The organism is Kitasatospora sp. CMC57 (assembly GCF_045866025.2).
Lineage (GTDB): Bacteria > Actinomycetota > Actinomycetes > Streptomycetales > Streptomycetaceae > Kitasatospora.
Genome location: NZ_AP035881.2, coordinates 5304702 through 5322610, shown reverse-complemented (window position 1 = coordinate 5322610; position 17909 = coordinate 5304702). Strand labels below are relative to the sequence as shown.

General features: G+C 71.7%; 14 protein-coding genes. 3 read left to right on the top strand and 11 right to left on the bottom strand.

All coding sequences use genetic code 11. The features are described 5' to 3' along the window. Window positions 1–21: 21 nt before the first annotated feature. From ACKUU6_RS23850 to ACKUU6_RS23800, 11 genes are all read right to left on the bottom strand, one after another. The gene (locus ACKUU6_RS23850; protein WP_407990604.1) at window positions 22–1221 is read right to left on the bottom strand and encodes a cytochrome P450; all 1200 of its coding nucleotides are present in this window, start codon (window positions 1219–1221) and stop codon (window positions 22–24) included. Then, window positions 1218–2537 carry a condensation domain-containing protein gene (locus ACKUU6_RS23845; RefSeq protein WP_407990603.1) on the bottom strand — a complete coding sequence of 440 codons (1320 nt, stop codon included), beginning with the start codon at window positions 2535–2537 and terminating at the stop codon, window positions 1218–1220. Before ACKUU6_RS23845 ends, ACKUU6_RS23850 begins: the two co-directional genes overlap by 4 nt. Beyond that, entirely contained in the window at window positions 2534–3229 is a 696-nt protein-coding gene (locus ACKUU6_RS23840; protein ID WP_407990602.1) for a thioesterase II family protein, read from the bottom strand. The genes ACKUU6_RS23845 and ACKUU6_RS23840 overlap by 4 nt, the downstream gene beginning before the upstream one ends. Further along, the gene (locus ACKUU6_RS23835; RefSeq protein WP_407990601.1) at window positions 3226–4878 is read right to left on the bottom strand and encodes a non-ribosomal peptide synthetase; all 1653 of its coding nucleotides are present in this window, start codon (window positions 4876–4878) and stop codon (window positions 3226–3228) included. The genes ACKUU6_RS23840 and ACKUU6_RS23835 overlap by 4 nt, the downstream gene beginning before the upstream one ends. Before the next feature lie 32 nt (window positions 4879–4910). After that, window positions 4911–5684, bottom strand: coding sequence for a thioesterase II family protein (locus ACKUU6_RS23830; protein ID WP_407990600.1), 774 nt, complete (start codon window positions 5682–5684; stop codon window positions 4911–4913). Window positions 5685–5740: 56 nt separating this feature from the next. Further along, window positions 5741–7498, bottom strand: coding sequence for an ABC transporter ATP-binding protein (locus tag ACKUU6_RS23825; RefSeq protein ID WP_407990599.1), 1758 nt, complete (start codon window positions 7496–7498; stop codon window positions 5741–5743). Then, window positions 7495–9237 carry an ABC transporter transmembrane domain-containing protein gene (locus ACKUU6_RS23820; RefSeq protein WP_407990598.1) on the bottom strand — a complete coding sequence of 581 codons (1743 nt, stop codon included), beginning with the start codon at window positions 9235–9237 and terminating at the stop codon, window positions 7495–7497. Before ACKUU6_RS23820 ends, ACKUU6_RS23825 begins: the two co-directional genes overlap by 4 nt. A 189-nt stretch (window positions 9238–9426) precedes the next feature. Next, window positions 9427–10716 (bottom strand): condensation domain-containing protein, encoded by a 1290-nt coding sequence (locus ACKUU6_RS23815; RefSeq protein WP_407990597.1) that lies wholly within the window; start codon window positions 10714–10716, stop codon window positions 9427–9429. Then, window positions 10713–11855 carry an acyl-CoA dehydrogenase family protein gene (locus ACKUU6_RS23810; RefSeq protein ID WP_407990596.1) on the bottom strand — a complete coding sequence of 381 codons (1143 nt, stop codon included), beginning with the start codon at window positions 11853–11855 and terminating at the stop codon, window positions 10713–10715. Before ACKUU6_RS23810 ends, ACKUU6_RS23815 begins: the two co-directional genes overlap by 4 nt. A 72-nt stretch (window positions 11856–11927) precedes the next feature. After that, complete coding sequence (locus ACKUU6_RS23805; RefSeq protein WP_407990595.1) at window positions 11928–13076, bottom strand: threonine synthase; 1149 nt, start codon at window positions 13074–13076, stop codon at window positions 11928–11930. A gap of 221 nt (window positions 13077–13297) precedes the next feature. Further along, window positions 13298–14422, bottom strand: a complete 1125-nt coding sequence (locus ACKUU6_RS23800; RefSeq protein WP_407990594.1) for a TauD/TfdA dioxygenase family protein — start codon at window positions 14420–14422, stop codon at window positions 13298–13300. A 99-nt stretch (window positions 14423–14521) separates the two neighbouring features. On the opposite strand from ACKUU6_RS23800, the gene ACKUU6_RS23795 reads away from it, so the two are divergent. The 3 genes from ACKUU6_RS23795 (at window position 14522) to ACKUU6_RS23785 (ending at window position 17903) form a co-directional block, all read left to right on the top strand. Next, the gene (locus ACKUU6_RS23795) at window positions 14522–14761 is read left to right on the top strand and encodes an acyl carrier protein (RefSeq protein ID WP_407990593.1); all 240 of its coding nucleotides are present in this window, start codon (window positions 14522–14524) and stop codon (window positions 14759–14761) included. Between the two features lie 212 nt (window positions 14762–14973). Continuing rightward, window positions 14974–16965, top strand: coding sequence for a carbamoyltransferase C-terminal domain-containing protein (locus ACKUU6_RS23790; protein WP_407990592.1), 1992 nt, complete (start codon window positions 14974–14976; stop codon window positions 16963–16965). Window positions 16966–17294: 329 nt separating this feature from the next. After that, complete coding sequence (locus tag ACKUU6_RS23785) at window positions 17295–17903, top strand: class I SAM-dependent methyltransferase (protein ID WP_407990591.1); 609 nt, start codon at window positions 17295–17297, stop codon at window positions 17901–17903. Window positions 17904–17909 lie beyond the last annotated feature (6 nt).

Here is a 17909-nt window from a genome sequence, read left to right as displayed (position 1 = left end):
TCAGGGTTCGGCGTTCGGCTGTCAGGAGACGGCGCCGCGCACCGCGAGGCGCTCCAGCACGGTGATACCGAAGTGCTGCCTGGTCACCGGTGGACCGTCCGGGAGCAGCTGCGTCCAGCGGGCGGTGAGGCGCTCCAGCACGATCTCGGACTCCAGTCGGGCCAGCCCCGCCCCGAGGCAGTAGTGCGCGCCGTAGCCGAAGGTGAGGTGCCGTCGGATCTCCCGGCCGTGGTCCAGCACGTCCGGCTCGGGGAAGACGGCCGGGTCGCGGTTGGCCACCCCGAGCATCAGCAGCACAAGGTCGCCTTCCGCGATCAGGTGGCCGGCCACCTCCACCTGGCCGGTGGCGATCCGGGCCACCTGCTGGACGGAAGTGTCGAAGCGAAGCAACTCGTCGACCACGGAGGCCGGTTCGCCGCTCCGCAGGCCCGCCCAGCCGCCGGTGTGCAGCGCGGCCCGGACGGCCTTGCCGATGAAGGTCGAGGTGGTCTCGAAGCCGGCGTAGATCAGCAGGCTCGCGGTGGCCCAGATGTCGGCCTGCTCGATCAGGCCCGCGCGGTGGGCATCGCTCAGCAGGGCAAGCCCGGTGCCGTCCGGGACGTCTGAGCGCAGCGTCCCGTCCACCACGTCCGCGATCTCCTGGAGGGCGCGGTGACCCCTGGTCCTGACATCGGGCAGGTAGTCCGCGATCAGCAGCGCCGCGATGTCGGGTGCCCAGGCGTGCAGCCGGGGGGCGACCTCCGCGGGCAGGCCGAGGATCCGGCAGATGACCCGGCTGGAGAGCGGGACGGCGAGGTCCGCCATCACCTCGAGGCCGTTCGGCCGCCCCGCCAGGAGCTCGTCGACCAGCGCCTCCACGGCCGGCCGCATCGCGGCGATCCGGTCGGCCGCGAAGAGCGGGGCGACGATCCGGCGGGCCGCCGCGTGCTCGGGATCGTCGTTGAACATGAACCACCGGCGGACCACCTCCGCGGCCCGGCCGCCGCCCTCGCCGTCGCGGTGCAGCGTGGTGGTGCCGTCGCGGCGTGGCCAGGCGGCCGACAGGGCGGGGTGGCGCAGCAGGGCGGTCGTCTCCCGGAAGCCGGAGACGATCCAGACCTCCAGGTCCTCGTCCCAGCGGACCGGCTCCTCCTCCCGCAGCGGGAGGTAGTCGGCGCAGGGGTCGGCCACCGCACGGTCGTCGCCGGAGTAGGGGCAGCGCAGTGCCTGACCTGTCGTCACTTCTCACTCCCCGGATACTGGTCGACCCGGCGCAGCGGGGCGTGGTCGATCTGGTCCAAGGTGTCCGGCGCTCCGTCCGCGGTGCGGACCAGGACGGCTTCGACCGCCGCCAGGTACGCTCCGGTGAGTTCGGGCGCGAGGTAGTCCCGGCTGGTGGTCAGCGACAGCTGCAGCCCCGCACCGGTCGCCACCCGGAGGTTGAAGCCCGGGCTCGCCTGCCAGGCGGTGGGTGCCCATTCGATGCCGTCCAGGAGCGGCGATCCGGGCTCCGGGGTCTCGGCGATCTCGCCGAGGAAGTTGAAGTAGCAACCGAACAGCACCGGGTCGGGGTTCGGGTGGCCGACCGCGGTCAGCCGCTCGCGCAGCTCGTCCATGCTGTAGCTGCCGTGCAGCAGCCGTTCGAGACCGGCCCGGTAGACCGAGCGCAGCACCTCGTCCGGGTGGGCCCCCGGCTCGGCCGCGACGGTCATCGGGGCGAGCTGGTTCAGGCTGGAGACCAGGGTGTCCCAGCGGGGGTCGTTCCGGTTGCCGGCCACCAGGCCGAAGGTGACCCGCTGACGGCCCTTCAGCCGGAACAGGGCGATGGCCGAGGCCCCCAGCACGACGGACTGGACGGAGATCCGCAGCCGCTCGGAGAGCCGCAGGGCGGCGGTCATGGCGGCCTCGGAGTAGAGGCCCGCCCTGACCCGGGGGCTGGTGTCCCCGGCCGTCCTGTCCTCTTCCACGAACCCTTCCCATGCCTTCAACCAGTACTCGACGGTCCGCCTCCGCTGCCGCTCCTGCGCGCGCTGGGCCAGTGCGAGTTGGACCGGCTGCGGCACCGGCTGCGTGCCGAGCGAGCCACCCGCCAGCAGAGTGCGCAGCTCCGCCTCCAGCAGTGCGCAGGCGGCGGCGTCGACCGCCAGGTGGTGCAGGACGCAGACCAGGTGGCTGGGTGTCCCGGCGTGCGTGGCGACGACGGCGCGCCAGGAGTGCTCGGTCTCCACCCGGATCTCGCGCGCGGCCATCTCCTCGGCCAGGACCTCGGCGCTCGCCCGGCTGCCGTCCGGGAGCTCCACCCGGTCGAGCCGGAACGGCCGGAAGGGCTGGACGGTCTGCAACGGCTCGGCCGGGGCCCGGTCGTAGACCGTGCGCAGCGCCTCGTGCCGCTCGACCAGGGCCGACCAGGCAGTGGTGGCCGCCTCGGCGGTGGTGCCGTCCGGCAGCGGGTACACGGCGGTCAGGTTGCCGTCGCTCTGCTCGTCCGGGGCCGACAGCTCCAGGTCACGGATGACCGACAGCTGACCGAAGGTCACCGGTGCGGTGGTCAGGCTCATCTCGTCTCACCCTTCGTGCAGACCGCCGCGACGGCGGCCACCAGCTCGCGTTCGGCGGAGTGCAGGAAGAAGTGGTCCCCCTGGATCTCCGCGGTCCGGAACGGACCTTCGGTGTACTCGGCCCAGACCTCGGCCGCGGCCCGGTCCGCCTCCTCGTCGGCGGACCCGTGGAGGGCCACCACCGGGCAGCCGACCGTGCCCGGGGTGCCCGTGCCGTACTCGCCGAGGATCCGGTAGTCGGCGCGGATGACGGGGAGGTAGATCTCCATCAGCTCCTCGTTCTCCAGCAGCTCGGCCGGAGTGCCGCCCAACGCGGCCAGCCGCGCAGTGAGTTCGGCGTCGGTGAGCAGGTGGGTGTCCGCGTCGGCCCCCAGCAGCCGGGGAGCGCGGCTGGCCGAGACCAGCAGCGCGACGGGCTCCGGGGCGCCGTCGGCGCGCAGCCGCTTCGCCAGCTCGAAGGCGATCAAGGCGCCGTAGCTGTGGCCGAACAGCACGTAGGGCGTGTCCGGGTCGACCTGCCGACGCAGGTCCGCGAGCAGCGGTGCCAGCTCGTCGACCGGCTCGTCCACGCAGCGCGAGCCCCGGCCCGGGAGCTCCAGCGGCACCAGCGTGACGCCGTCCGGGAGGTACTGCCGCCACGCGTCGTAGACGCGGGCCGAACACCCGGCGTAGGGAATGCAGTAAAGGTTCAACGCGGCACCTTCGAACGGATGATGTGGTCGGCCAGCCCGGCGACGGTCGGGTTGCGGAAGATGTCCCGGATCGCCACCCGGACACCGAGGCCGTCGGAGAGCTGCTTCTGGAGGACGGCCAGCAGGGCCGAATTGCCGCCCGCATCGAAGAAGTTGACGTCCCCGTCGGCCGGGTCCGCAGCCAGTGTGCGCCGCCAGGCCTCGGCCACCAGGGCGCGGACGTCCCCGGCGGCGGGCACCGCGGCGGGCCCGGAGTCCTGGCCGCCGGCGGCCAGCGTGGCGGCCAGCCCGACCCGGTCGACCTTGCCGGCCGTGGTGCGGGGCAACTCGGGGAGCTCCGTGATCCTGGCCGGCCGGTGGCTCGGCGGCAGCCGCTCCGCCAGCCAACCCTGGAGGGCTGCCCCGTCCCGCCGCACCACGAAGGCCACCAGGGCAGCGAGTTCGGGCCGGTCGGCGTCCTGGACCAGCACGACGGCCTGGGAGACGTCCGGGTGCTCCTCGAGGACGGCCTCCACCTCGCCGAGCTCGATCCGGTGCCCGCGCAGCTTGACCTGGCTGTCCAACCGGCCGAGGAACTCCAGCGCGCCGTCCGCCCCCCGCCGGACCCGGTCCCCGGTGCGGTAGACCCGGCCCTCGGAGCTGCCGCCGACCGGGAAGCGCTCCGCCGTCAGCTCCTCCCGGTCGAGGTAGCCGTGCGCCAGTCCTGTTCCGTACAGCAGGAGTTCACCGCTGTCGTCGATGCGCAGGCCCACTCCGGCCAACGGCTCCCCGAGCGTGATCCGCTCGGCGGAGGTGATCCTCGCCGCGGTGACCCAGATGGTGGCCTCGGTCGGGCCGTAGAGGTTCCAGAGCTCGGAACCGGCCGGCAGGAGCCCGCGGGCCAGGCCAGGGGTGAGCGGCTCCCCGCCGGTCCACAGCCGGGTGCCGGGGGCACCTGACCAGCCCGAAGCGGTGAGCATCCGCCAGAAGCTGGGGGTGGCCTGGATGACGTCCGGCGCGGCCGCCGCCACCAGCTCCGCGAAGGCGAACGGGTCCGCCCTGGTCTCCTCCGGGACGGCGGTGAAGGAGGCCCCCACGGTCAGCGGCAGCAGCAGCTCCGCCAGCGAGATGTCGAAGGAGAGCGCGGTCATCGCCAGCACGCTCTCACCGGCCGCGAGACCCGGCAGTTCGGCCAGGCCGGCCAGCCGGTCGGCCAGCGCCCGGTGGCCCACCATGACGCCCTTGGGCTGCCCGGTGGACCCGGAGGTGTACAGGACGTAGGCGATCTCGCCCAGGTCCTGCCGCCTCGGCGGCCCCGGCAGGCCGTCCTGCTCGAAGGCGAACTCGCCCTCGGCCAGCTCGCGCAGCAGCAGGGCCGGGCGGGCGTCCGCCAACACCCGGGCAGTCCTGGCCGGCGGGCTCTGCCGGTCGAGCGGCAGCACGGCGCAGCCCGCCGCGTTCGCGGCGAGGATGCCGACGGCCCCGCTCAGCCGCCCGGCGGCGTCCAGCGCCACCAGCGAGCCCGGCCGGACACGTCGCGCGATCCGCTCACCGAGGCCGGCGACCAGCGCGGCGATGTCCCGGTAGCTGTAGATCCGTTCGGCCCGCGCGGCCACGGCCCCGGGCGTCCGCTCCGCCTGGGCCTGGACGGCGCTCCACACTGTCTGCACGCGAGCCCCCTCGTTTCGAAATGACGTACTGGTCAGTGGCCGACGGCCGGAAGTGCCCGGGAGATGCTCCGGAGCACGGCCTCCCGCTCGGAGTTGAGGAAGAGGTGACCGCCGGGGAAGACCTCCACCTCGGTACGGCCGGTGGTCAGCCCGGCCCACCCGTCCAGGTGCTCCACCGAGACCCGGGGGTCCGCGTCGCCGCCGAAGGCGGAGATCGGGCAGCCGAGCGGATCGCCCGACCGGTAGACGTAGCCGGCGAACAGCGAGAGGTCGGCCCGGAAGGTCGGCAGGATGAAGGTGACGAAGTCCGGGTTCTGCAGCAGCTCCTCGGGGGTGCCGTTGAGGCGGCGCAGTTCGTTGACCAACTCCTGGTCGGAGAGGTCGAGTTCGCTGAGCTTGCGGGACTCGTGGGCGGGCAGCGCCCGACAGCCGGAGACGACCACCCGGACCGGCTCCAGGCCCTGCTCGCGCTGCAGCCGGCGGGCCAGCTCCCAGCTGACGATGGCACCCATGCTGTGCCCGAAGAAGGCGAACGGCCGGTCCAGGTACGGAAGCAGGGCCGGGACGAGGGCGTCCAGCAGCTCGTCCAGGTCCGCGATCGGCTGGTCGAAGAAGCGGTCCTCGCGGCCCGGCAGCTGTACCGCGAAGGCCTCCACCCCCTCCGGTAGCCCGGCGCCCCACTCACGGAACACCGAGGCACCGGCCCCGGCGTACGGGAAGCAGAAGAGCCGGAGGGCTCCGGGCTGGGTCCGGCCGGGGATCGGCCGGACCCAGCTCTGGGCGGTCTGCGGGGGTGCCGGGTGCATGGGGTGGTTCTCCTACTGGTGGGGAGGGATTCGGGGTGCGGCGGAGTGCGGCGGGATCAGGCGCCGTGCCAGGACCTCCACAGCGCCGCGTAGCCGCCGTCGGCCGCCAACAGCTCGGTGTGGCTACCCAGTTCGGTTACCCGACCGCCGTCCATGACCGCGACCCGGTCCGCGTCGTGCGCGGTGTGCAGGCGGTGGGCGATGGCAATCACCGTGCGGCCCTCCAGCACGGCCGCCAACGAACGCTCGGTGTGCCGGGCGGTGGCCGGATCGAGCAGCGAGGTCGCCTCGTCCAGGATCAGCGTGTGCGGGTCCGCCAGGACGACGCGGGCCAGTGCCAGCTGTTGCGCCTGCTGGGCGTCCAGGCGGTGGCCGCCGGCACCGAGTTCGGTGTCCAGGCCGTCCGGCAGCTCGTCCGCCCAGTCGATGTGTACGGCCGCCAGCACGGCGTGCAGCTCCTGGTCGGTCGCGGTGGGCGCGGCCATCAGCAGGTTGTCCCGGAGCGTGCCGAGGAAGACGTGGTGCTCCTGGGTGACCAGCACCACGTGCCGGCGCAGTTGCGCCGGGTCGAGCTCGGCCACCGGCACCTGACCGACCGTCACCCGGCCGGTCCGGGGCGTCTCGGCCCCGGCCAGCAGGCGGCCCAGGGTGGACTTCCCGGCACCGGAGGGGCCCACCACGGCAAGCCGCTCGCCCGGCCGTACGGTGAGGTCGACGCCGTGCAGCACGTCCCGCTCGCCCTGGTAGGCGTACCGGACGCCGACCACGTCGATCCGGTCGTCGACCGGCTGCCCGGCAGCCGCCACGACCGGAACGTCCACCCGGCCGACGCCCTCGACGCGGGCGAAGGAGGCGTTGCTGCGCTGGAGTTGGTCGAGCCAGAGCAGGACCTTGTCCAGCGGCTCGGAGAGCTTCCAGAAGTAGAGGGCACACGCCACCACCGCGCCGGTGCTGACGGTGCCGGTGCCGCGTAGGGCACCGCCGAGCAGCAGGATGCCGGCCACCGGGGCGACGTACGAGAACTCGACCACCGGAAAGAGCACGGTGCGCAGATTGAGGGTGTGGGTACGGGTGGCCCGGCAGCGCTCGACCGCCTCGGCGGCGGCGGTGATCCGGCGCTGCTGCAGGCTGAGCGCCTCGACGGTGCGGGCACCGGCCGCGGTGGAGGTGAGGATCTCGGCCAACGCGGAGTTGGCGGCGCCCTCCGCGAGGTAGCCGCTGTGGGCGCGGCGCAGGTACCAGCGGGCGGCGAACCAGATCCCGGAGAGGCAGAGGAGCCCGCAGAGGCCGAGCAGGGGGTTGACCACCAGCATGGCGACCAGGATCAGCAGGACCTGGACCAGCGCGACCGAGACCTCGGGGCCGGCGTCGCGCAGGGTGGTTCCGACCGTGGCGACGTCGGCGGTGCCGCGGGTCAACAGGTCGCCGGTGCCCGCGCGTTCGACCACCGATGCGGGCAGTGCGAGGGAACGCTCGACGAAGCGCTCGCGGATCCGGGCCAGGGTCCGCTCGCCGAACCGGTGCGCGGCGTACCGGGCGAACCGGCCGAGCAGCAGCTGGGCGACGGCGAAACAGAGGATGCCCAGGGCCAGCCGGTCGACGTGTCCGGCCCCGGCCCCGCCCCGGACGTCGTCGATGATCCGGCCGAGCAGCCAGGGGCCGCCCAGTCCGGCCGCCGCGGCCAGCCCGTTGAGGGTCAGCATCGCGGCGACCGCCCGGCCGTCCTGGCGCACCAGGTGCACGGCGGCCCGGCGGACCTCGGCGGCCCCGGCGATCGGGAGCCGCCCGGCGGCGGTCTCGGTCTGGGCGGTCATCGGACGGCCTCCTCGGCGGGAGTGGACTCGGTGGCGGACTCGTGGTCGCCGCGCGCCACCAGCGCGCGGTAGCCGGGCTCCGAGGCGAGCAGCGCCCGGTGCGGACCCGCCGCGGCCAGTCGGCCGTCAACCAGGTAGCAGACGGTGTCGGCCTGCTCCAGCAGGACCGGTGAGGTGGAGGTCAGGCCGGTGGTGCGGCCGGCCCGGGCGCGGCGCAGCCCGGCGGCCATGGCCGCCTCGGTGTGGGCGTCCACCGCGGAGGTGGGTTCGACCAGCAGCAGCACCTCGGGGTCCGCCAGCAGGGCGCGGACCATCCGCAGCCGTTGGCGCTGACCGCCGGAGAGGTTGCTGCCCTGGGCCTGGACGGGGGTGTCCAGACCCTCGGGCAGTGCCTGCACGATGTCCTCGGCGGCGGCGTCCCGAAGCGCCTGGGCGACGGCGGAGCCGGTGTGCTCGGAGCGGCCTCCGACCACGGCCCGCAGCGGTCCGGAGAACAGGTCGGCCTCGTTGTCGGCCACCACGATCCGCTCGCGGACCTCGGTCAGCGGGATCTCGGCCAGTGGCACGCCGCCCCAGGTGGCGGCCGAGGCGTGGTAGCGGCCGAGCCGGTCGACCACGGCCGCGGACTCGGCCGGGCGGGCGCTCGCGATGGCGGTCAGCCGGCCGGGGGCGAGCTCCACCCCGGTCTCGGCGTCGTGCAGGACCGACGGTGCGTCAGGAGCGGGCCGGACGCTGACGGTGTCCTCGACGGCCGGCCGCAGCCCGAGCATCCTGACCACCCGGCCGGCCGCCACCAGGCCACGGGTGAGGTCGTACCCGCCCTCGATGAAGTTGGAGACGGGAACCACCAGGACGGCCACGTACCCGTAGACCGCGACCAGGGTGCCGATGGTGATGGTGCCGTCGGCGGCCATCCGGGCGGCCAGCCAGGTCACCAGGGCGAGGAAGAGGGCGGGCAGGCCGACCGAGAGGGCCTGGATCCAGCTGGTTACGGCGCCGACCCGGTAGCCCTCGGCCCGCAGGGCCTGGGAGCCGTCCAGGTAGCGCCCGGCCAGCAGCCCCTTGCCGCCGATGCCGTTGAGCACCCGCAGGCCGCCGACGATGTCGCCGAGCCGGCCGGTCAGCGCGCCCTGCCGCTCGCGGTACCTGGACTCCGCGCCCTGCAGGCGCTCCAGCAGCGGCCCGACCACCACGGCGAGCAGCGGCACGCCGACCAGGACGACCACCGCGAGCGGCACCGATACGGAAAGCAGCAGCGCGGCCGCCACCAGGTACGCGATGACCGCGCCGACGCCGGGTCCGGTGATCGTCAGGGTCTGGCTGATCTGGGCGACGTCACCGGTCCCGATGCTGACCACCTCGCCGACCGAGACCTTGCGGGGCAGCTCGGCGCCCAGCCGGGTGGAGTGCGCGACCACGGCCTTGATGGTCCGGAAGGTGGCGTCCATCCGGACCCGGGTCATGGTGCGGTGTCGCATGATGCCGAGCCAGGCGTTGAGCAGCGCGGCGCCGACCAGCGCGGCCACCCAGCCGGCCAGCGCGCCGGTGTGCCCCGGCTGGAGCCCGTCGTCGATCGCCCGCTGCATGAGGTACGGCGGCAGCAGCAGGCAGACCATCCAGAGGGTGCCGAGCACCGCCCCGCCCGCCACCCGGCGGCGCTGGCTCATCGTCAGCCACCACAGGTACCGCGCGGCGCTCCGGTGATCCGGAGTCCCCGGATCGGCGTACGAATCCATCATGAGCGAAACCCTAACCGTATTTCCTCGGCGATATCCAGAATTTTCTTCCACCACCCTGCGCCCTGTGGCTATAGTCACCACGAAAGAAGGAGGTGGTCATCATGAAGAAGCGGCTTCGCGGTATCTGCGCAGGCTTCTGAGCAGGCAGGTTGTGGGGGGAAGGTGGCTTCCCCCCGCATTCTGCCGCCGTCAGACGATCCTCTTCGGATTGTCCAGGGAAATATCGGCGAGAGAGCTTGCCGAGTCCTTCGCGACAGCAATGAGACCGGCCTCGATCGACGCCGCGAGAACGGCGGGGAGATTACCCTCCAAATATTCGGTACTGGCGCCCACGCCGATCAGGAGGCCCTTTCCCGTGGCCACCGCCAGGTGGAAGTTCGGACCGGACCGCTGGGTGGACGAGCGCCACTCGATCCCGGTGCGCAGCGCCGAGCCGGCGGCCGGCTCGGCGTCCACCTCGCCGAGGAAGTTGTAGTGCCTGGCGAAGGCGGTCGGGTCGTCCTCCGGCCGGCCCGCCTGCCCGAGGCTCTCCCGCAGCGCGTCGACGTCGTAACTGCCGTGGACGTACGCCGTCATGCACTGGACGTAGCAGGCCCGCAGGTACTCCAGCGGATCCGCCTGCTCGTCGACGGTGACGGTCACCGGGGCGAACTGGTTGAGCGAGCTGACCAGCGGCACCCACCGCGCGGTGAGCCGGTTGGCCGCCATCAGCGCGAAGGTGACCCGCTCGGTCCGCTTCAGCCGGGACAGCGCCAGCGCGCCGACGCCGAGCACCACCGACTGCACCGAGACCTTCAGCCGGTCGGAGAGCTCCTGTGCCGCGGCCAGCGCCTCGACGCTGTAGAGCGAGGCCCGGCGGCGCTCGCTGGCGTCCGCCGGGTCCCGGTCCTGCGGGGTGAGCCCGGCCCAGGCCTCGGTCCAGTGCCGCACGCTCCGGGTGGCCGGCTCCTCCTGCTGGGCCAGCGCCAGCTCCAGCGGCTGCACCACCGGCCCGAGCGTCCCGCCTTCGAGGAGCAGCCCGAGCTGCTCCTCGAGCACGCGCAGCGCGCCGTTGTCGGCCGCCACGTGGTGGATCACGGTGACCAGGTGGAGCGCGTCCCCCTGGTAGGTGGTGACGAAGGCCCGCCAGGGCGGTTCGGTCTCGATGTCGATCGGCTCGGCAGCCGACCCGGCACCCAGCGCCAGGGCCGCCGCGAAGCTGTCCTCGGCCAGTTCCACCGCCGGCACCCGGGACGGGCGGTACGGGTGGACCACCTGGACCGGCGCCGGGCCGCTGAGGTCGTAGCTGGTCCGCAGCGAGTCGTGCGCCTCCACCAACTGGAGCCAGGCGTCCATGACTTGGGCCGCCCCGACGCCGAAAGGGACCTCCCAGACACTGACCAGGTTGGCGACCGATCGGTGGTCGGGCCCGTGGGTCTCCAGCGAGCGCAGGACCGACAGCTGACCGTACGTCACCGGCCCGGTCCGGAGCTCGCTCACAGCCGGGCCGCCCGGACCGCGAACTGGCCGAGCATGGTCTGCTGGATCTGGGTGGTGCCCTCGATGATCTCCATCACCTTGGCGTCGCGGTGGTGCCGCTGGACGGGAGACTGCGCCCCGATGCCCTCGGCCCCGTGGATCTGCACCGCGTCGGCGGCCGCCTTCACGGCGACGGTCGAGGCCCGGTACTTCGCGATCAGGGTGTGGTTGACGGACTCCATCTCACCGCGCTCCTTGCTCACCCCGGCGTGGTGGCAGAGCAGCCGGGCGGTGATGGTGTCGGTGAGCATGTCGGCCAGCAACCGCTGGACCAGCTGGTGGTTGCGGATCTCGGTGCCGTACTGGGCGCGCCGACCGGCGTACTCGGTGGAGGCCTCCAGACAGGCCTGCGCCAGGCCGACCGAACCCCAGGCAGTGCTGTAGCGGCCGAGGTCGAGCGCGCTGGAGGCGACGAAGGTGAGACCGAGGCCGGGGCGCCCGACCAGGTTGGCGGCCGGGATGCGGACGTTGTCCAGGGTGATCCGGCCGAGCATCGAGCCACGCAGGCCGAGCAAGCCCTCGATCGGCTCCACCGAGAAGCCGGGGGTCTCCCGCTCCACCAGGAAGGCGGTGTGCTGGCCTTCGAACTTGGCGAACACCAGGAAAAGGTCAGCGAGTTGGGCGAAGCTGATCCACTTCTTGGTGCCGTTCAGGACGATCTCGTCACCCTCGGCGGTCGCCGTGGTGCCGACCGCAGCGGCGTCGCTACCGACCTCCGGCTCGGTCAACGCGAAGGCGGCCAGCGTCCGGCCCGAGGTGATCCGGGGCAGCCACTGCTGCTTCTGCTCCTCGGTGCCCCACTTGAGGACGGAGTGGGCGACCATGTCGTCCACCGCCACGAAGTTCCGGATCGACTGGCAGCCACGGCCCAACTCCTCGGTGAGCAACCCGTATTCGATCCAGTCCATGCCGAGTCCGCCGAACTCCTTCGGCATCAGCGCGCCGAGGAAGCCCTGCCCGGCCAGGTCGGCGACCACCTCACGGGTGATCGCCTGCTCGCGGTCGAAACGGTCTGCCTGCGGCACCAGGGCACGGTCGGCGAAGGCGCGGAACTCGGCGTGACGCCCGGCCTGCTGCGGGGAGAGGTGACTGAGTATCAACGGAATCCTTGCGAAGGTGAGGGCGGGCGCGACGCTCCGGTGGGAGCGGCGGCATCCGGGCCCGGGAGGGGCTCAGCCGGCGGTGGCGGTGGCGAGCAGCGGACCGGCGGCGGTGGCGGTGTACCGCTCACGGCCGGTCAGGTTGACCAGGACGACCTGGTCCGGGGTGATCCGGCCGGCCGCGGCCTCGTTGCGCAGCGCGGCGATCGTCGCGGCGGAGGAGTGACAGACATCCAGCCCCTCGAGCTCGCGCAGCATCGCGCGGGCCGTGACGAGTTCCTCCTGGCTCACCGAGACGATGGCGCCGCCGCTCTCGGCGGCGATCTGCCGCATGTACGGGTAGGTGGCCCGGCCGTCGCCCAGCAGGATGGCCCGGGCCAGCCCGGTGGGCCGCTCGATGACGTCCGCCTCGGTCAGCTCGGCCCGGCCCTCGCTCCAGGCCTCGGCCATCGGTGCGCAGGTGTCCTGCTGGACCATCAGGAGGCGGGGCGAGGAGGTGAGCCGGCCGCAGGCCAGGTACTCCGCCACGCCCTTGCGCACGGCCATCATCCCCATGCCGCTGCTGATCGCCTGGACCACCACGTCGGGTTCCTGGTCCATCGCGTCGAAGGCTTCCAGATAGGTGAGCTTCAAACCCTCGCGGCGGGCCCAGTTGAAGAACCCGCCCTCCCAGACCAGCCCGTTGCGGGCCGCGAACTCCTGGGCCGCCCGGGTGGCCTGGGCGTAGTTGCCGTCGACGACGGTGAGGGTCACGCGGTCGTCGGTCTCGATGTCGTGGTCGCCGGTGAAGTCACGGCCGCAGAAGAAGTGCGCCCGCATCGAGGGGTCGCGCCGGACCGCGCGGGCCAGGGCGGTGGAACTGTTGCCGGTGCTGGAGGCGACGAACTCTTTGATCCCGAAGTCCCGGAACACCGCCAGGACCACGGAGGCAAGCCGGTCCTTGGTGGTTCCGGTCGGCTGCTGGGACTCGTCCTTCACCCAGAGATGCGGAAGGCCGATGGCCGCTCCGAGGTCCGGCGCCTTGCGGCAGGGAGTCCGTACGCTGACGTCGGCGTCGAGGTGGTTTCCGGACTCGACCGGGAGGAAGTCGAGGTAACTCAGCTCGGGCTGGTCGCTCTCGCCCCTGGTGACGTTCTCGAGGTTCAGCCTGGGGTCGAGCGCCCCGGCACACCTCGGACATCGGAGCCGGAACTCCGGATCGGACTGCCAGCCGCAACTCACGCACGACAGACGGTACTTGGGTGGCGCTTGGGATGTTTCGCGGTGACTGACGAGCGGCATTTCTGAGCTTCCCCTGACAAAGTTCCGGAGACGAGTTGACTGTACATGGATCACCCGGCGACTCGTCAACGCCGTTCATCGGAGTGATCCGCGCGAGGCCGCCCGGACGTCCGGTCGGGACTTGGTCCCGCACCATCGCCGCGACGACGCGGCGGCGGCCCTCAGGCCAGGGCCTCGAAGCGGCCCCCCATGAGGGCACGCGAGGTGAAGCCGCCGGGACCGGTGAGGGCCTCGCCGACGACGGTGGTGCGATGGACGATCCGCTCCTCCTGGAACATCAGGCCGTCCACCGGACCGGCGTGGGCCACCGAGCGGTTGTCCCACATCACCAACGTGTCCTGGTCCCAGCGGACCCGAGCGTGGATCTCGTCGCGCCCGGCGAGCTCGTCGAGTAGGAAGTCCAACAGGGCAGCGCTCTCACGGGCCTTGAGGCCGCGGATGGTCTGTAGGAATACGGTGCTGACCAGCAGGCTGCGCGCACCGGTCTCGGGGTGCACCGTCACCAGCGGATGGAGAGCCGCGAACGGACCGGACGGCTTGCCGTCCAGACGCGGCGGCGCCGACGGCGCGTGCCGGGAGTGGATTGCCTGCAGGGTGTCCAGGTATCCCCGGAACGAGGGCGACAGACCGTCGTAGAGCGCTTCCAGATTGGCGAAGAGGGTGTCTCCGCCGGCCTGTGGGATCTCGACGCCCCGCAGGATGGTGATGGCGTTCGGATTGACCACGAAAGTGCTGTCGACGTGCCACTCGGTGCGGATCCGCCTGGGCGTCGCCCCCTTCAGGGGATGACTCAGGCCGGCCTCCGCCTCCACCAGAGCCTTTCGCTCCTCGGAGAGCGCAGTCCGTAGCACGGCGGGCTCCTCGGGGAGGCCGTTCACGATCGGGTGAGCCGCAGTGGCGCCGCCGAAGGCGTTGGTGAGTGCGACATGCTCCGCGTCACTCATCGGCTGATTGCGGAAAACCAGGACCTTGTGCTTCAGCAGGGCCTCACGCAGGCGGGCCACGACGGTCGGCGACAGATCCGCAACCAGATCCACGCCCTCCACCTCCGCGCCAGTGATTGGCGTGAGAGGCCGAAAGCTTATTTCTGACACCAGTACCCCCAGTACTGAGACTGTGCGGTGAAACTCGGGGCAGCGTACCCCAGGGCAGGTGCGAGTTGTCGACCCCCCAACCTGGGGGAATTGCAGCGACACGGTAGTTCGTGACCAGATGTCCGTTTCGCACCCGATCCTCTGCCCGTTTTGCCCAGTTCGATGCTCGAAAATCCGGACATTCCAACTCATAGCACACTGATCCACTTGAGGGCCTTGACGCTGCCCGGTCATCACCTTAGGGTCAATTACCAGATAGAGCTTGAATAGATAGAGACCTGGGAACACGAAATGTCGAACGACCAGTCCGTTGAGCTGATGTCGGTGATTTCCGAAGTATTCGCCCCCCTCGAGGTCTCGGAGGAAAGCACTTTCGACGCCCTCGGAGCCACCTCCGTATCACTGCTCCGCCTGATGGTCTCGATTCAGAGCGCGTTCGACGTCGATCTGGACGTCGTCGACATGTTCACCGTGGAGAACGTCGGGGACCTGGTGCGGCTCGTGGACGAGCGGATCGCCGTTTCCAAGTAGTCCGCCGGTCCCGGCGCGGACGGCTCCGCCGTCGCATCCGGATGAGGGGGCCGCAGTCCGTCCCCGCCGATCCCACCCCGCCGCCCCGCGCGGGACAGTCTGCCGCACCTGACGTCTCCGGTGCGTATCAGGGACCGTTCTTGACTGCTCATCACCAGCCTCGGGTCCCGAAGAACCAGCAAGCCACAGCACAACCGCCGAATGGGGACACCGTGACCGCGCACCCAGATGCGAAGTACTTCCTGTCGAGCTACATTTCTCCGCCCGGCAACCTGTCCGTCATCGCCCCGCGCCACGACCAGAACATCGCGCTCTGGCGCAGTCTCGACTCCCAGGTCGAGCTGCTCAGGGTCTGGGAGGTCGAGCGCTTCAGCGGCCAGAAGCACCACTACTGGCCGATGTTCACCGTGGACCGGTTCACCAAGGTGCTGAGCGAGCTGCTCGCGGCTGAGGGGCTGTCCCCCGAGGACATCAGCCTGTCCTGGGGCACGCCCGGCCTGCCGCGGCACGCGGACCTCCAACTTCCTTCCGGTGCTGGGGACTTCCCGGTGCACAGCCTGGCCCACCTCTACAGCGGGCTACTGCTCGACTCCGAGGTCTTCCGCAGCGAGACCATCGTCGGACTGGCCCTGGACGGCCGGCCCGACTTCGGCCTCGACAAGACAGGCAAGAAGTACTGGTACACCGGCTGCGTCTCCACCCGGGGAGAGGTCGAGTTCTCCGCCGTCGAGTCGCCCGCTCCCATCTACGACGCCGCGTCGACCGAGTTCGGCAAGGAGCCCGGCACGCTGATGGCGCTGGCCTCGGCCTGCTCCACCGAGATCGCCTTCGACACCGAGGCCGCGGTACGCGAGCTGGAGCTGTTCGGCGGCCGGCGAATCCCGCTGGTCGACACGCTGCCGTTCGTCCGCTCCGTCGTGCGAGCCGCCGAGGCGCAGCTCCCGGCCATGGAGTTGGACCGCCGCTTCACCGAGCAGGAGCACCTGCAATCTGCGGTGATGAAGATCGTCCAGACCGCCTGCGAGCTGGTCATGGTGCGCAACGTCGACCGCCTCCTCGAGTCGGCGGGAGTGGACCCGACCCAGGCGTACCTCTCGTTGAGCGGCGGCTTCGCCCTCAACTGCCCGACCAACTCCTTCCTGCTGCGCCGCTACGGCTTCAAGGGTCTGCTCACGCCGCCGAGCGCCAACGACTCCGGCCAGTCCCTGGGGATCGGCCTGCTCGGCCTACTCGGCGAAGGACTGCTGCCGGCCGGCGGCTTCCGGCTGGAGTCCGCCTACTACGGCGCCGAACTGACTGACGTCGCGCAGGCGTTGGAGCACTTCGCGGACTTCGTCGAGGACGTCCGGGAGTTCAGCGAGGAGCAGTTCGTCGAGGACCTCACGGCCGGGCCGCTGGTCTGGGCCGACGGCGCGGCCGAGATCGGCCCGCGCGCACTCGGCCACCGCAGCATCCTGGCCGACCCCCGCTCGCCCCGCTCCAAGGACCTGCTGAACGTCTGGAAGAGCCGGCAGTGGTGGCGCCCGGTCGCCCCGATCGTCCTGGAGGAGCACAGCGGCGAGTGGTTCGAGGACTCCTGGGCCTCGCCCTACATGCTGGAGACCTCGTACGTCAGCGAGTCCAGGCGCGAGACGGTCCCGGCCATCCTGCACCTCGACGACTCGGCGCGCCGCCAGACCCTGAACGCCGCGACCAATCCGCTGCTGTACCGCGCGATCGAGGCCTTCCGGGTGGCCACCGGGGTGCCGATGGTCTGCAACACCTCGCTGAACGACAAGGGCGAGCCGGTGGTCGACACCGCGGCCCAGGCCCTCAACTTCGCGATCCGCAAGGGTGCTTCGGTCGCCTACCTGGGCGGCCGCCGGGTCCAGCTGCGCGCGGAGCCCCGTAACGGCACCCCGGTGCCCACGCAGCGGCATCCCCGCCGCGAGGAGCTGTTCGCCGGCCAGGAGCAGGACCGCGACGCGATCTGGGAGTCGCTGGCGGAGGAGGGCTACACCACCGCGGCCCTGGTCCTGATGTCCCGCTCCCCCGAGCTGCGCGACCGATCGCTGGCCACGCCGGCCATGGTCAACCAGCTGGCCGAGGTCGGCGCCGCCCGCGACACCAGCGGCACCCTGGCCCTCGCAGCGGCCAAGCACGCCCGGATGTTCGGGCCCGAGGCCTCGTACGACACCGAGTCCCAGGAGGGCGCGGCTTTCTGAGCCGCCCACGGCTCCGGTCGGTTGGGGACGGTCCGCCTGTCGGTGGGCCGTCCCGGCCCACGAGACGTTCGCCACTTCGCACACCGCCGAATTCCGCGGTTTCCCCTGGTCAGCAGAGTCGGAAGGCCATAGGATCACAACTGCGGGGCCCTGGAAGAGACTTCCGAACCGCCCTCCGACCGCCGAAGTACCGGGCGCCGTCACACGGCCCCGGTCCGGCGCCGTCCGGCACACGCCCCCGCCCTCCCGCCATCAGCCACAGGCCGCACCCGGTGCCGCCGTGGCCGGCTCCGCTCCAACAGTGCACAGCAGTACGGGGGATCGACACAGTGAACACCCAATCGCTCTGGGCCGGGACTTCCGACCTGGCCCACATGGGCGAGTCCCACCGGGCCGAGCATCCCTCGCACCGGACGGTGACCGAGCGGATCGCGGAGCTGCATCGGGACGCGCCGTTCGAACTGCTCGACTGCGGGATCATCTCCGGCGTCACCTACCGGCACCTGCTGGACGCGGGCCTGGCGGCCGACTACACCGGCATCGACATCAACGCGGCCGCCGTGGCCGACTGCCGCGAGCTCCACCCGGGCGCCCGGTGGGAGCAGATGAGCGTCACCGACCTCGCCTTCCCCGACCGCTCCTTCGACCTGGTGAACTGCCGCCACGTACTGGAGCACCTGCCGTACTACGAGACGGCCGTCCGCGAGCTGTTCCGGGTGGCCCGCCGCACCGTGGTGATCTGCATGTTCCAGGTGCCCCAGGAGCCCGAGGTGCTGCTGCGCCATCAGACGGCCGACGGCTACATCTGGCTCAACCGCTACGCACCCGGCCCGTTCGAGGCGCTGCTGCACTCGCTCTCGGAGTCGGTCGAGGTCATCGACGTGCCCGCCGACCGTCGCCGCAACCGGGTCTACCTCTGCACCAAGCGATCCGCGTAGCCGTGG

Bases quoted from the DNA above. Each gene is read 5' to 3' on its own strand.
- ACKUU6_RS23845 (WP_407990603.1), bottom strand. From the start codon at position 2,537: ATGAGCCTGACCACCGCACCGGTGACCTTCGGTCAGCTGTCGGTCATC.
- ACKUU6_RS23830 (WP_407990600.1), bottom strand. From the start codon at position 5,684: ATGCACCCGGCACCCCCGCAGACCGCCCAGAGCTGGGTCCGGCCGATC.
- ACKUU6_RS23825 (WP_407990599.1), bottom strand. From the start codon at position 7,498: ATGACCGCCCAGACCGAGACCGCCGCCGGGCGGCTCCCGATCGCCGGG.
- ACKUU6_RS23820 (WP_407990598.1), bottom strand. From the start codon at position 9,237: ATGATGGATTCGTACGCCGATCCGGGGACTCCGGATCACCGGAGCGCC.
- ACKUU6_RS23800 (WP_407990594.1), bottom strand. From the start codon at position 14,422: ATGAGTTGGAATGTCCGGATTTTCGAGCATCGAACTGGGCAAAACGGG.
- ACKUU6_RS23795 (WP_407990593.1), top strand. From the start codon at position 14,522: ATGTCGAACGACCAGTCCGTTGAGCTGATGTCGGTGATTTCCGAAGTA.